The 14,653-nt window shown below is 46.6% G+C and carries 14 protein-coding genes and 1 other annotated feature; of the genes, 6 read left to right on the forward strand and 8 right to left on the reverse strand.

Features of this window, described 5'->3' with window-relative positions:
* Positions 1-318: 318 nt before the first annotated feature.
* Genes MHB54_RS07410 through MHB54_RS07420 form a run of 3 tightly spaced genes read right to left on the reverse strand, consistent with a single transcriptional unit; the run spans position 319 to position 2,563 of the window.
* Positions 319-990, reverse strand: a complete 672-nt coding sequence (locus MHB54_RS07410; protein WP_028543187.1) for a hypothetical protein — start codon at positions 988-990, stop codon at positions 319-321.
* Between the two features lie 24 nt (positions 991-1,014).
* Complete coding sequence (locus MHB54_RS07415; RefSeq protein ID WP_023987324.1) at positions 1,015-1,686, reverse strand: GNAT family N-acetyltransferase; 672 nt, start codon at positions 1,684-1,686, stop codon at positions 1,015-1,017.
* 16 nt (positions 1,687-1,702) lie between these two features.
* Complete coding sequence (locus MHB54_RS07420; RefSeq protein WP_028543188.1) at positions 1,703-2,563, reverse strand: carbon-nitrogen hydrolase family protein; 861 nt, start codon at positions 2,561-2,563, stop codon at positions 1,703-1,705.
* Positions 2,564-2,724: 161 nt separating this feature from the next.
* Positions 2,725-2,996 (forward strand) — a binding site (T-box leader).
* Positions 2,997-3,086: 90 nt separating this feature from the next.
* On the opposite strand from MHB54_RS07420, the gene MHB54_RS07425 reads away from it, so the two are divergent.
* Together MHB54_RS07425 and MHB54_RS07430 are read left to right on the forward strand one after the other, a co-directional pair.
* Positions 3,087-4,169 carry a bifunctional 3-deoxy-7-phosphoheptulonate synthase/chorismate mutase gene (locus MHB54_RS07425; protein ID WP_013309063.1) on the forward strand — a complete coding sequence of 361 codons (1,083 nt, stop codon included), beginning with the start codon at positions 3,087-3,089 and terminating at the stop codon, positions 4,167-4,169.
* A gap of 236 nt (positions 4,170-4,405) precedes the next feature.
* Entirely contained in the window at positions 4,406-6,028 is a 1,623-nt protein-coding gene (locus MHB54_RS07430) for a DUF1593 domain-containing protein (RefSeq protein WP_071559094.1), read from the forward strand.
* Positions 6,029-6,114: 86 nt separating this feature from the next.
* Here MHB54_RS07430 and MHB54_RS07435 read toward each other — a convergent pair whose 3' ends face one another.
* A complete protein-coding gene (locus MHB54_RS07435; RefSeq protein WP_028543189.1) occupies positions 6,115-6,975 on the reverse strand; it encodes a TrmB family transcriptional regulator in 861 nt (286 codons plus the stop codon).
* A gap of 155 nt (positions 6,976-7,130) precedes the next feature.
* Here MHB54_RS07435 and MHB54_RS07440 point away from each other — a divergent pair, with 155 nt between their 5' ends.
* On the forward strand, positions 7,131-8,033 hold the full coding sequence (locus tag MHB54_RS07440) for a DMT family transporter (RefSeq protein WP_028543190.1): 903 nt from the start codon (positions 7,131-7,133) through the stop codon (positions 8,031-8,033).
* Positions 8,034-8,150: 117 nt separating this feature from the next.
* On the opposite strand, the gene MHB54_RS07445 is transcribed toward MHB54_RS07440, so the two are convergent.
* Positions 8,151-8,330: an aspartyl-phosphate phosphatase Spo0E family protein gene (locus tag MHB54_RS07445; protein ID WP_025723205.1), complete on the reverse strand. Its 180-nt coding sequence runs from the start codon at positions 8,328-8,330 to the stop codon at positions 8,151-8,153.
* Positions 8,331-8,480: 150 nt separating this feature from the next.
* Positions 8,481-9,713: an MFS transporter gene (locus tag MHB54_RS07450; protein ID WP_023987318.1), complete on the reverse strand. Its 1,233-nt coding sequence runs from the start codon at positions 9,711-9,713 to the stop codon at positions 8,481-8,483.
* Between the two features lie 131 nt (positions 9,714-9,844).
* Here MHB54_RS07450 and MHB54_RS07455 point away from each other — a divergent pair, with 131 nt between their 5' ends.
* Positions 9,845-10,102: a YqkE family protein gene (locus MHB54_RS07455; RefSeq protein ID WP_023987317.1), complete on the forward strand. Its 258-nt coding sequence runs from the start codon at positions 9,845-9,847 to the stop codon at positions 10,100-10,102.
* A gap of 330 nt (positions 10,103-10,432) precedes the next feature.
* Complete coding sequence (locus tag MHB54_RS07460; RefSeq protein WP_023987315.1) at positions 10,433-11,110, forward strand: peptidylprolyl isomerase; 678 nt, start codon at positions 10,433-10,435, stop codon at positions 11,108-11,110.
* Between the two features lie 225 nt (positions 11,111-11,335).
* Here MHB54_RS07460 and MHB54_RS07465 read toward each other — a convergent pair whose 3' ends face one another.
* Together MHB54_RS07465 and MHB54_RS07470 are read right to left on the reverse strand one after the other, a co-directional pair.
* Positions 11,336-12,007: an MgtC/SapB family protein gene (locus MHB54_RS07465; protein WP_023987314.1), complete on the reverse strand. Its 672-nt coding sequence runs from the start codon at positions 12,005-12,007 to the stop codon at positions 11,336-11,338.
* Positions 12,008-12,129: 122 nt separating this feature from the next.
* On the reverse strand, positions 12,130-13,503 hold the full coding sequence (locus MHB54_RS07470) for a hypothetical protein (RefSeq protein ID WP_048481526.1): 1,374 nt from the start codon (positions 13,501-13,503) through the stop codon (positions 12,130-12,132).
* A gap of 258 nt (positions 13,504-13,761) precedes the next feature.
* Here MHB54_RS07470 and MHB54_RS07475 point away from each other — a divergent pair, with 258 nt between their 5' ends.
* Positions 13,762-14,553 carry an SDR family oxidoreductase gene (locus MHB54_RS07475; protein WP_023987312.1) on the forward strand — a complete coding sequence of 264 codons (792 nt, stop codon included), beginning with the start codon at positions 13,762-13,764 and terminating at the stop codon, positions 14,551-14,553.
* The last annotated feature ends 100 nt before the right edge of the window (positions 14,554-14,653 follow it).

The following is a 14,653-nucleotide window of genomic DNA, read 5'->3' on the forward strand; positions in this document are numbered from 1 at the left end:
GCTGTGCGGGTAATGAAGTGTATAACAGAAAGGAGTTGACTGATCTCCTATGTATAAAGATCCGATGTCTCAGGCCGATATGGAGTATAAGCGCTACAAAACCTTGAATCCTGTGGAAGCAGACGAACGTAGGACCGCGGACAAGACAACTACAGATGATATTTCGGCCGAAGATAACCCACGAGGAGTCGCATCTGCGAAGCCCGAACCCAGGGATCAAGGAAAATGAAAGGGTCAATTAGAGAATGCAAAAAGGGTGCAACCTAAGCCACGCAGATGATACATGGCTTGAGTGCACCCTTTTTGTACTTCATATGTTTACAATGGCAGCAATGCTACTGTCGATTTAGCTTCCAATCCATCTACCATTTCGTTCCAGACAGCAGGCTTGTTCGGCAATACTGTATAGTACCGACGTATGAAAGCTGCCACCAATTTGGCGCTCACTTCTTCCACGCTATCATCCTCAGGCATAAAGCCTAAATTCAGCCCTTCTACTGCTACACCATCGTTATTCCAGGACGGATGTACGTAGTCCAGATCCAAACGCTTATAGCCCAGATGAGATAGCACCTCACGTCGCACGTACGGGTCCATTGGCTTGACACCACCAAAGGGATGCTCGTTGCCACGGTAAGGGTCATAGATTTCAGCAAACATCCCCTGTAACTGCTGTCCGCTGGCCTGAGCAAGCGCGTGCAAGTCATTCTGGCGTCGTGTCCAAAGAAAACGTCCAATGCCCAGTCCCGGTTGTCCGATGATCGTAAAATCTGTCATAGCTACATTAAAGTCCTCATAATAACGATACTCTGTTGCACCAACTACCTTATCATCCTGTACCGCAACAAAGACACGAATACCCGGGTCTTCCAGCGGTTCCTTCCACAGACTGTACTCCAGCACTTCCTCTGGTGGAAATACTTCCTGCATTAGCTGATGCATGCTCGCAAACAAGGGGTCTTCAATATGAGTAATGCGATGATATTCCATAGGATAGGACACGCTCCTCTACAATTAGTGATGGGTATGAAACGGATTTCGCCATTCCATGAGGGCAGCATAATTACGCGATTGTTCATCATCCAAATAATTCGGCAGGATACAAACAGGCACCCGTCCGCAACGAAGCAGAAAAGTTAATACCGGGTCCTTCAGCTCACCAGACACTACGGCATCCACATACGCTTCTGCGCTCAATTGGTCGGCATGATGCTGATAACTAGGCATACGCCCCGCGCCCAGCAAACGATCCAGTCTCCGTTCAATCACAAGATGATATAAGGAAAAAATCAGCCATTTGCCCAGACCCAATCTGCGGTAAGCAGGACGTACCGCCAAATCAATCACATACAGCGCCTTGCCGTCCTCACAGTGCGTACGAATATAACCGTCATCTGCTACTTCCTCCCATGTATGCTGGGGATGTTCGGGGTTATAATGCATCAGTAGGCTGGTTACCGAACCCGCCAGTTCCCCCTCAATTTCCACACACAGCGCTCCATCTGCAAAATGCTCTGTCTGGCTAGCAATCTGCTCCCGGCTCCATAACAGCTCCTGCGGATAAGGTGGGGGGAAGCTCTCCTGCTGAATACGCAGCAATCCCTCATAATCGGCTGTAGAATAATTACGAATCACCGCCCGTAGCGGCCGATCGCCGTCAAAGATGAACCATTCTTTGCGATACATGGCTTATTTCCTTTCATTAGCTCCAGTCTGTGTATAAATCTGTTCTACGGTCACGCCAGGTTGTAACCGAGCCCCGCTCGCGCACATCGTACAACAGCTGCAAATCGAGATCTGCTGTCACAATCATATCGTTGTTCAGTTCACCCTCCACCATAATGCCGCGTGGCGGAAAAGGAATGTCATTGGGTGTAATGACTGCGGCTTGTCCATAATTGGCACGCATAAAATCAACCGTAGGCAAAGCGCCGACAGTTCCCGTTAAAACGACATACACCTGATTTTCAACCGCTCTGGCGTGGCTTGTATATCGTACCCGGTAAAATCCGTGACGATCGTCCGTACAGGAAGGACAGAAAATAATATCTGCTCCCTTGGCCTTCGCCATGCGAACGATTTCGGGAAATTCAATATCATAGCAGGTCAGCATCGCTATGGTGCCCTTGGACGTCTCAAACACATTCAGCCCCTCACCGGGAGCCATATTCCATTCATGCACCTCTGTCGGTGTAATGTGAATTTTGTCCTGAGTGGCCACACGCCCGTCCGGGTAAAACAAATGTGCCGTATTATATAAACGTTCGTTTCTCCTAACTACATGAGTGCCACCGATAATATGCATCCCGGTTCGACGTGCGAACGAAGTGAATAATTCAAGGTACCGGTCCGTAAAATCCGGCAGGTAGTTGATCGTCAGAGCTTTGCCTTCACTATCACCAATCGACATAAGCTGGGTCGTAAAAAACTCGGGAAACAGAACAAATTCCGCGCCAAATTCCTCCGCTGTTTTGATATAATGCTCCGATTGCAGGGCAAATTGCTCGAATGAGTCAATCGTATGCAGATGATATTGAACCGCCGATACTCTGATTTTGCTCATAATTCCTCCTCGGACATCACGTCTTTTAGATTGCAAGGGGGTCCCGTTGCTGTTCACATTATAACCGATTCAAAACGGTGCGAAAACTGAACCTGATAATCAGGGCTTGCCTTCTGCACCTACTTTGTTTAAAATAAGGTCAAATCTTTTGAATACCATGAACAAAGACAGTGACGGAGACAAGTAAACGTCTAACGGATTCCCACAGAAAGGTACGAATTGCTGAGAGCGTACCGCAATCCCGCGTTGAAATTCACTCCCGAGTCGAGCCTTGAACCGACAGAAGGATTCATTCCTTTGTCCGCAGTAGAGGTTTCCGGAAGCCCCCGTTACGGGCATCAAGCTCAGAAGTTACTGCCGTCGACTGAACGACGTTGACGATTCGTATGTATACTTCTGTAATTAGGGTGGTACCACGGCATTCGTCCCTTGCGACGAGTGCCTTTTTGTGTTATTTTCTGCAAGAAAAGTCTATGGGCTGACAGAAAAAACAAATTTAAATTCGGGAAGGATGTAGTACTGTATGTCTACAAATGAAAATTCTTTGGAGCTGCTGCGTGAACAGCTCGATGCTACAAATTTGCAATTGCTGGAGTTGCTGTCCCAACGCGCTGAACTGGCGGGACAACTTGGAAAATTGAAGGAAGCTCAAGGGGTACCTGACTTTGATCCGGTACGTGAGCAACAAATGCTGGACAAGCTGATCGCGGCTAACCGTGGGCCTTTTGACGATGCTACGATTCGCCAGCTGTTCAAAAATATTTTCAAGGCTTCTTTGAACTATCAAAAAGAAGAACACAAAAAACATCTGATCGTCAGCCGCAAGAATCAACCGGATAGCACAGTTATCAAGGTTAAAGATACGCTGGTGGGCGGCAAAGCCTCCATTATGGTCGCAGGTCCCTGCTCGGTCGAAAGCTACCAGCAAACTCGCGAAGTAGGTGCGGCTCTCAAGGAAGCCGGTGTGCCGATTCTGCGTGGTGGTGCGTTCAAACCACGTACGTCCCCGTATGATTTCCAAGGGCTGGGCGTGGAAGGACTGCAAATTCTCAAACGTGTAGGCGACGAGTTCGGGCTGGCTACAATCAGTGAAATCGTCGATCCAAGACATTTGGAGGAAGCGATCCAATACATCGACATTATTCAAATTGGTGCGCGCAACATGCACAACTTTGAATTGCTCAAAGCTGCGGGTGAAACCAGAACTCCGGTTCTGCTCAAACGCGGACTGGCTGCCACAATGGAAGAGTTCCTTCATGCTGCTGAATACATCGTTTCCCGTGGTAACACGCAAGTCATGCTGATTGAACGCGGTATCCGTACGTACGAAAAATGGACGCGTAACACGCTGGATATTTCCGCTGTTCCGATTTTGAAAAAGGAAAGCCATCTGCCTGTATTGGTGGACGTGACTCACTCCACAGGACGTAAGGACATCCTGGCTCCTTGCGCCAAAGCTGCCTTGGCTGCTGGAGCCGACGGTATCATGGTGGAAGTCCATCCAAACCCAGCAGTCGCTTTGTCCGATGCTCAGCAACAGCTGAACATTCCTGAGTTCCACAACTTCCTGTCTGAAGTCAAAGAATCCGGTTTATTCAAAGCGTAAAACTAATTTTATGCCGGGATTCATAAACCGCTTTCATTTTCTCGGACAATGATGTAAAATTGAATCAGGATTGTGACTGATCATGCAGGCAAAACCTAAATGTATGTATGCTCGACTTTTGTTGAGGCATATATATGTTTAGGTTTTTTTTATGCCTAAATCTTGAATAAAAAGAATACCTACATGGTTATAATCCTAAAAAAACATCATAGGAACGTTCAGAGAGGGGAACAAAAATGAGAGAAAGAAAAGGGTTAAGCATTTTTTTATTAGCCATGATTTGTATTTTGATCATCAGTGGCTGTAGTAGTAAGGCTCCCGCCGTTGTGAAGGATGAAAGCGCTGCTCCAACAGAAAAACAAACGGAAAATAAAGTAGAAAATAAAGCAACCAAGGCCAGAACGGTAATCACTACCGATGGAGAAGTAGATGATATGAACTCTGTCATTCGCTTTCTTCTTTACTCCAATGAAATGGATTTGTCGGGGATTGTACTGACTAGCTCTGTATATCATTATGCAGGTGATGAAAAGGCTGGCATCAAGCCATTTAGATGGACCGGAACACAATGGGTAACGGACATGATTGATGCCTACGGAGAGATTTATCCCAACTTAATCAAACATGCCGAGGGATATCCAAAGCCTGAATATATCAAGAGCGTTACCAAAATAGGTAACATTTCAAATAAAGGTGAAATGGACAAAGAAACGGAAGGCTCCAATTTCCTTAAAACACTTTTCCTGGACGATGACAAAAGAGATTTGTACGTACAAACTTGGGGTGGAACCAATACCACGGCCAGAGCTTTAAAGTCCATTGAAGACGAATATAAAAATACAGATCAATGGGAAACGATTCGAAAAAAAGTAAGTGATAAACTCGTACTGTACATCATTCTGGACCAGGACGATAGCTACAATAATTACATCGCTAAAAATTGGCCTGACATCAGAATTATTAATGATCAATCTAACTTCTGGCATTTCGCTTATGCTTGGAAAATGCACACAGAAGAAGTAAACAGCAAGTTGCACGGGGAATGGAACTTCAAAAATATTAAAGATGGTCATGGCAAGTTGCTCAATATGTATGCCTTGATGGGCGATGGCAATATCATCAAAGGCGAGTTGGATGAAGAACAAAGAGGCAGTGAAGCCTACTTAAAGAAAAATCCACAATACGACAAGTATGACTTTATTTCTGAAGGTGATTCTCCATCCTTCTTCTATTTAATTGATAACGGATTGCGGAGTATGGAAAACCCAACCTATGGTGGCTGGGGAGGTCGTTTCGGTGTCGTTAACGATAAATTATTTAGAAATACCGTGTTAGATTATGATGTGCATACGAAAAAATTCGAAGCAGAGTATTCTCTGATGCGTTGGTTTGATGATATTCAAAATGACTTTGCTGCTCGTGCAGATTGGGCTATTGCATCCGACTACAAAGATGCCAACCACAATCCAACGTTGACCATTAAAGAAGGATTAGACCTAACCGCTAGTCCAGGGGAGAAAATAACCCTGCATGCAGAAGGTTCAGATCCCGACGGTAATCAATTGACCTATAAATGGTGGAGATATTTTGAAGCAGACACGTATGAAGATTCTAAAGTAAAACCAGCACAAGTTAAACCTGAATTGCTGGGGGAAATGCAGCTTGGGCTTCATCGAGAAGTAGCTAAAGGCGAGAAAGTAAACACGATTGACTTGCAAGGTAGTGATACGAATGCAGTTAGTTTCACAGTTCCTGCAGATGCTAAGTCAGGGAATACGCTTCATATCATTGCAGAAGTACAGGACAATGGAAAACATCCTTTAAAGCATTATCAACGTGTGATTGTAACCGTAAAATAATTGAACACAACACCCAATAAAATTAGGCTCATGGAATAACACTCCATGGGCCTGTTTATTTTTGCACATCGGACCTCAGACAATCTCTATACACGTTTAATGCTTTTTTCAGTCAAAGGAACATAATATCCTTTGCCATTCGGACCCATAGCAAATTTATTGCGAAGATGAATTAGATTAGGGCCGAATTTCGCCTCTAATTGTTCACGGAACTCATATAGGATTTCCATGATATAAATATCATGAATAATCACTTCTGTAATCGGCATCACCAGACCCGGATGCAACGTCCATGCAGCGCGGCTGTCATCTCCAAGTGAAAGTATGCCAGCTACGACCTCCCTGTCGTCTACGCTAAGTACAATCCACCGACCACCAATTTCAGACGTAATCTCCTCACTCATATCATGGCGGTAAACAGTAGCGAAATCAAAATTAAGCTCCCCATACGCTACAATGATCACTTCAATTCCTTGTTGAGCGACTTGCTCTAAGGCATCTCGGAACACCTCGGCATCCTCTTTCCAAATTTCCAATAAAATTCGGTGTTTTGCTCCCTTTACCCCTTCATTTATGCGATTGATAATGGCTTCATACCCCGAAATATTCCAAATATTCTCTCTATTTTGAAATGATGCTGTGTACTGCTCCAAACTCTCTTGCGCCACATTGAAAATCTGCTCTGCTTTGCGTTTTCTCTGGGCAATCAATTCATGTGGCGGGAGCGGCACATACAGAGGCGTATTTTCTTGACTGACCATGATATCCCCACGGCTGACCATTCCAGACAAAACCTCGTAAATTTTGGATCTCGGTACCCCGGAATTCAATGAAACGGCGTATCCCGAAAGTGGAGAGCTTTCCAATAAGGTCACATAAGCCTTAGCTTCATATTCACTAAAATTCAAATCCCGTAGAATTTCTAATATATTTGGTTTTGGTTTCATGACGTCTTCTCCTCAATTCGTGTTCATCCTTACTATATCACTTCCCCTTGACAAAAACTGATATACACACTATCTTTTTAGTAACGTTTTTATAGTAGTCACTTTAGTAGCTACTATCATCATTTCACAGGGGATTACCTCAGGGAGGATTTAACTTGAACAAAGTCATAGCTCATCACAGCGAAAGCAGCCGGATTTACTACGGTTCTACGATTCTGGCCCTATTGATCTGGAGTACATCGTTTATTGCCACCAAAGCAGCCTACACGACGTTCCCCCCTCTTACCTTGGGTCTATCCAGATTTATTATAGCTTCCGTTGTGCTAGGTATCGTTTTGCTGATTAAAAAAGAACATATCAAAGTAAAGCCAAAAGATTTGGCTACGATTTCGTTTAGTGGTGTTTTGGGAATCACTCTCTATTTTTCAATGGAGAATATAGGGGTTAGCTTGACTACCGCTTCCAACGCAGCATTAATTGTTGCATCATATCCCGCAATTACATCGCTGCTTGAACTTATTTTGTATAAAGTGAAAATATCCAAATATAAAATTTGCGGCATAGCACTGGCCATGATCGGGGTATATTTCTTGACTTCAGTTGGCGAAAGTTCGGCTAATAAGAATCAACTAATCGGAAATTTAATATTGATTGGAACGGGTTTTGCGTGGGCGTTTTACACTTTCATGACGCGCAAGGTAGTGGACAAATATCCGCCTGTGACGTTATCTTTTTATCAAACTGTTGCAGGGAGTATCTTTTTTATACCGTTGGCTCTATTAGAAAAGGATAGTTGGCAGGCTCCGACAACAGGATCGTTTATGTTGTTAGTATATTTGGGCGTATTCTGCTCCGTTATCGCATTTTTGCTTTACAATTACGGATTAATCAAGCTGTCACCGAGCAGTTCCGTTTCTCTGATGAATTTGGTTCCGATATTTGGAGTCTTATTTTCTGTGTTACTTTTGCAAGAAACGATTACATGGCGCCAAATCATTGGTGGTTTGGTCGTCATTATAGGTGTCCTACTGAGTGCTCATCAAACGAACCGTACCTAAAATGATAGATTGCACACTAGTTATAAAAGTTAAGATAAGCATCGTTGTTATAGGTATTAGCGCTACAGTACAAGGGCGAGTGACCTCACCAAAAGTTTCTCGCCCAGTCGGTTGCATTTATGCAGTCGGCTTTTTTTCTTTTATATAAAAAAGGTGGTTATATTGATTGATGAGGTTATCCATAATTACAGACTGTCTGAGCACACTGGCATGATTAAAGCCATGTTTTGCTTGCAAAATATACAGCTTTTGACGAGCTTTCTCAAGCTGTTGACGCAAAATGTCGTCTCTTATCATAATATATCCCTCCTTGTCATATTATCAGTGTAGAGGGTTATGAATAAGTATACTAAAAGTAAAGGTTTGGGATAATTATCTAATAGCACAAAAAAAGACCTGCTCTATGAGCTCTAAGATTGTCCTCTTAGACAATCCTGTGTGATTCGCTTATCCGGCAGAATGAATATCCTGATCCGTTACGTTCTTCCTGGCTGAAACTGGGAACACGTTTTTTCCCTTCGCCCATAGCAACAACGCTGCAAGCAGCAGTATGCCACCGTTTAACACAAAGATCCAGCGGATTGGCATCCAGCTGCCAAGCATACCGCCAATCAACGGCCCCGCCATGGTCGCGAGTTGAGTGGCTGATTGGCTCAAGCTAAAGGCTCGTCCGCGAAACTCCGGCTTGGTGACCTCAACAGTCATTGCGTTGATAGCCGGCATGACGGACGCATAAAACAATCCATATCCAAACCGAAGCGCACCAAAACCAACAAAGTTGGTTACAAAAAATTGTAAGATGTTCCCGATTCCCGAACCGATCAGTCCAATCAGCAGCACGTGTGCAAATCCGGTCCGGCCTCCAATCCGTCCCCATCGGGGAGCCATGAGCACCGCCGCAATACCAACGGCTGAGAATACAATCCCGGAACTTAAAGACGCCCGGCTACGGTCAACTCCCATTTCAAGCACATATACCGTAATTAACGGTTCCAATATCATGACGGAAAAGGTACTTAATCCCGCCAGAATAAGCAAAAAGCACAAAGGCCGATTAGCAATAGCCTCCTTGATATCATCACGAACATGCGAGCGGGTACTGGTTCCCTTGAAGCTGTCCTCTCTAGCGCCAAAAGTCGCGATTAACGCAGATACCAGCACAAGAGCTGCAGAGAAAAAAAAGGCATTCCGATTGCCATAATAATGGCTCACTACACCGCCAATCAGCGGACCTATAATGCTGCCTGTCGCCCCAGCGGTCGCCATAATACCGAGTGCATAGCCGGTTTTCTCCTCAGGCGAGCCCGTTCCGACCAGCGCAATCGCAGCAGGAATAAACCCGGATAGAAGGCCTTGAAACAACCGTACTCCTACGAACACATACGGATCTGTCACAAAAGCACATATCAGGTACAACACCGCCAGGCTAAAGCCTGAACGAATCAACATCGGCTTACGTCCATACTTATCTGCAAGCGAACCCCAAAATGGGGCAATCAGCGCGCTGGCTAAAAAAGTGACTCCAAAGGCAATCCCCGACCACAGTTCCAGATGATCATTTACGCCCATTTCCGTATTCAGAAAAATAGGTAAAAACGGAATAGACACGGAATAGGCCATGCTGCAAAACAATACTCCAATCCACAAAATGACCAGGTTTCGCTTCCAATATAGATGCATGATGCCACACGTCCCTTCTGCTCATTCCATTATTACCCTCTAAATTAGAAAAGTCTACCGCCCAGCTCATCCTTCAATCGTGGAACAACCGTGCAGAAGCTGATATAATCGAATGGAATGGAGATGATGACATGGCTAAGAAGAGAAATTCGTCTTCCCCTGCTCCTGCGGCTCAGGACAAACCTGCTACGTTAAAAGATCTGTTGAGTCAGGATGTGCTGAATAAGCTTAAGGCTCAAGCCAATGAAGCCCAAGCAGAACAGGACAAGCGTAAAGAAGACGAACGGCAGCGTGCCGTCGAAGCAAAAAAAGCTGAACAGAAGAAGCTGGATAACAACTTCGAGCATCTACTGAATAACAGCAATTTGGACTGGCACAAATATAAATAAGCCAAAACCACAACGGTTTTGGCCTATCTTTACGCTTTATGTTATAGCCAGTCACGAATATGTTGTACTGAGTACAGCACCCCTACCCAAACCGGCAGACTGAACGCCATACCCCATATGAGACCTTTCGCCAGCTTTTTGTCTACCTCCATCATGATCCTGCCCCTTTCCTTGGGAATAGCAGCAGTATGGGTCAAGAATACGGCTTTCAAACCCGTATTTCCTTATCCCCAGCAAAAAAGGTATGATAGAAAATGGAAAAGTGTTCTGCGCTGCCCCCAAACTATAATTTAGGATGTTACACCATCCAACCTTTCAGGAGGAATATCAATGAACCGAAAAACGATACGCCCATGGTACACGCTGTGCCTGCTGGCCATCATGCTCGTGCTGGTTGCTGGATGCGGCACAAAAGCGGCCGATGTGGAAGCTGCCAGCCGGACAAGCACTACAACTCCTGCTGCGACTAAAGACAAAAGCAAGGCTGTTTCCCATCCGATTGTCACGATTGTCATGAATGATGGCAAGAAAATTAAGCTTGAGCTGTATCCGGAAGTAGCACCGAACACGGTTAACAACTTCATTTCTTTGGTGCAAAAGGGAGCCTATAACGGTACCATTTTCCACCGTGTCATCCCAGGCTTTATGATTCAGGGTGGTGATCCGCAAGGTAACGGTACAGGTGGCCCCGGCTACAGTATCAAAGGCGAATTCAAGAGCAATGGTGTTAACAATACACTCAAACATACACGTGGCGTATTATCCATGGCCCGCTCAGCGGATCTGGATTCGGCCGGATCGCAATTTTTCATCATGGTTGCCGATGCGGACTACCTCGACGGTCAATATGCCGCTTTCGGTAAAGTAACGTCCGGGTTGGATGTGGTCGATGCTATCGTCAATTCCAAACGAGATAGCAATGACAAACCGATCAAACCGGCTACGATGAAAAAAGTCACTGTGGATACGCTGGGTAAAAAATATCCAGCTCCAGTCAAAGTAAAGTAAGACATCAAATCAGTCTTTCAAAACGGGATAACAGCAACGACCTTGTGCATACGCATGAGGTCGTTTTTGCTTATCCCCTGATGCTTTCTAAGCTGCTGTCTCTGTGATGTAGTAAGAGTATATACACAAAAGGAAGCGTTTTCAATCATTATTTTTAAAGTTTTTTACTGTTAAATGGGTCTGTCAGCGTTCGACAAAAAGCTACTAAATAAGCAGTAAATTCGTCTAATTGGACTTAGTCTCGACTGAACGAATACCTTCCATCTCTTGCAGCAGTGACAGCAGTTCCTCCACTCCCTCTGACCGGGACAGCTTTACAAGCATATGAATAACCAACTGCTCACCGTTATTGATGCGCTCGGCGTGAAAGCTGTGAATCGTCAGCTTCTTGTGCTCCAGCAGTTCTTTGATCCGATTCAGTACGCCCGGCTCATTGTCGACCTGAACAACTACTTGTCGCGTAGACGGGGTAGCCATCTGATAAAAACGACTATGGAGCAAGGACTGAGCCGCTAAAATAAACAGCGTTACACCTGCACCAAGCCCATACATCCCTGCACCTACGGCAATACCGATTCCGGCGGTAGTCCAGATGCCTGCGGCAGTGGTCAGTCCTTTAATTCTATTTTTTTGTGTAAAAATCATCCCTGCGCCGATAAAGCCGACTCCACTTATAACCTGTGCTGCTATTCTGGAAGGGTCCAGCGACAGGTTCGACCAGACGGTTTGATCCTGAAAACCATATTTGGATACCACCATCATGAGCGCTGCGCCAATACCGACAATGAAATGGGTGCGAATGCCCGCTTCTTTCATGCGACTTTTGCGCTCATAGCCAATTAAGGCGCCGCATAGTCCGGCAAACATGACCCGAATCAGGTAATCCCAATCCCACATACTTTTTTCACTCCACTATCGTTTATGTTTTGAAAAGATGCTGCTCCTCAAAAATATACAATTCTAAAATGCTATGGCAAATGAGCCGTTTATACAGCTGTTATTTTGTTATTACCCAAATTTTAAGGAACCCTCACTTCATCCTCTGGCAGATTGCGATGTAGCTTCCTCCCCTTGAGCAACCACAGCTCCGGTGTATCCTGTACACCATCAAGGCGCAAGCTGAACGCCTCTGCTGGTAAATTGTGTATACGCAGCAATAGACGGTTTCCGTCTGCTACGGCATCCACAAGCTCCAGCAACGTTAGTGAATCGTTTCTTAGGTGGCGGCTCACCTCGCGTGTTGTACCTGCTCTGTCCTCCCGGCTCCAAATACGCAGCTCATCTACAGACGGTGTGGCAATCCGCTTGCTGAAAGAAATAACTACCTCATCTTCGGCTGAACGTTCCGCCTTAAGCGGTTTGGGCGGCTCATCGTACATGTAACCACCCAAATGGTATTCATAGGCGGTCCAGGCGTCGTAGCCGCCCTCAAGGGCGGTAGCCCCAAACCGCTGCGTCCACTCGCGGTCACGTACCATACGCGCGAGGGAGCCAATATCCGCCTGCACCCCGAGGGGCAGGCCCGGATAAGCGGCCCGTATCGACTGCGCGATGCGAGCATAGCCCCGGGTATACTGTGGCGGTAGACGGCGGCGCATCCAGTCCGGCCAATGGGTCTGGAGTACGTGCATATCCGGGGCGACGCACCCGATCATAGCTACCGCGTCCAGACCCTGCCATTCCCGCAGCTGGCCTGGGACATCGCCGCGTCCGCTCACAGCAAGCGACCATGTCGCCACGCAGATGTCCGGCCGGACATCACGTACACCGCCCGCGCCGTTCACCAGCTCGCTGATCAGGCCGTTCACGGCGTCCACACGCAGATCAACCCACTGCGCGTACAGCTTCGGAACCTTCCGGTAATAATTCCGCGCATGCTTGTCGCGGAAATCCGGAATGTCCTCACCGCTACGCTCGCGAAAGGCACGCTGTGCATGCGGCCCAACATCCCCGTACACTCCACTGCGCAGCCCGTTCCATTCGGGGAAATAAGGCTCCGCCACCTCGAACCCGTCGAACGGAATGTCGGTGACGAGCCGGGCAGCGGCTTTCTTTTTCCATTCCACATACTCCTGAGCAAAATGCGAAAGCCGCTGAAATCCGTCGTTCGGTTCGCGCAGCAGCTCCATGCGCCATTCTCTCCACTCCGGCGGCAGCTGGGACACGCCAAAAGAACCGTTGCCTAGCACCATTGCCCACACCGCTATGCCTCTGCGTTGAAAAGCAGCAACAAGCGCTCCATCCACTTCATTTTCACGCACGACAAAATAATGAACGGTCTGGTAGCCCGCAAGGGCGATCTCATCTGCTATACTGTCCCGCGAACGGTTGGCGTAATAGGGAAACAACGGATCGATTTGAATACTGGGGCCGCTCAGTGCCCACGGTTTCATTTTTCCGGTCAGTGCTATAGCGTCTGTCGATTCGGGTCGGTCATTTGCGTTATAGCTCAATTCGATCCACCTCCGTCACTCGGTCTTCTCCATACTTGTTCCTGCTATATGTTTTTGCTATAAGTTCCTGCTGGTTCGCCTATGTTACCATATTTCGCAAATGGGATGAAATCCAGTGTGACTGTTTCACCATCAACGTACAGAGGTATGGAATAACGAGTCAGGTTTAGTTTATGAACGGAATGGGAGGAATAGTCAATGGCAGAGCAGAGATTGCAAGGGAAGATAGCAGTGGTCAGTGGTGGAGGTTCAGGGATCGGCAAGGCAACCGCGATCCGTTTTGCAGAACAAGGCGCCAAGGTGGTCATGCTGGATCGGACACCCAAGCATGCAGAGGAGACCAAAGCAATCATTGAGCAGGCTGGCGGCGAGGCGCTTGTGCTGGAATGTGATATTTCCAAGCCGGACATGATTCAGCAGGGGTTCGCTAAAGTCGTGGAAACGTACGGAAAGCTGGACATAGTATTCGCCAATGCAGGCATTAACGGCACGATGGCCCCTATCGAGACACTGGAACTGGAGGAATGGGACCGCACGATGAACATTAATCTTCGCGGCACCTTTGCTACCGTTAAATATGCCGTCCCTTACCTGAAAGAACGCGGCGGCAGCATTATCATTACCAGCTCCATCAACGGTAATCGAACCTTTTCAGGTATTGGATTCTCAGCCTACGCCTCCACCAAGGCAGCTCAGGTTGCTTTTATGAAAATGGCAGCACTGGAGCTGGCACGTTACAAAATCCGGGTCAACGCGATATGCCCGGGAGCCATCGACACGGAAATTGACGATAACACGTACCCTTCGGAAGACTTGAAGAAGGTACAAATTCCAGTCGAATTTCCGAAGGGCGGAGAGCATCCGCTAGAGGATGCCCCTGGTGAGCCAGAGCAGGTTGCCAATCTGGTCCTGTTTCTCGCCTCAGACGAGTCATCTCATGTATCGGGTACGGAAATTTATGTAGACGGAGCAGAATCACTACTGCGTTAAGTATTAGAATGGGGAACGTTATACCCATACTACTGTTTTGGCATTCTTAGCAGCCTTATCCCTAGTCATATACTTGTGGAATAGGCTGCTTTTGTATGGC

The organism is Paenibacillus sp. FSL M7-0802 (genome assembly GCF_038004945.1).
Taxonomy (GTDB): Bacteria; Bacillota; Bacilli; order Paenibacillales; family Paenibacillaceae; genus Paenibacillus; species Paenibacillus polymyxa_B.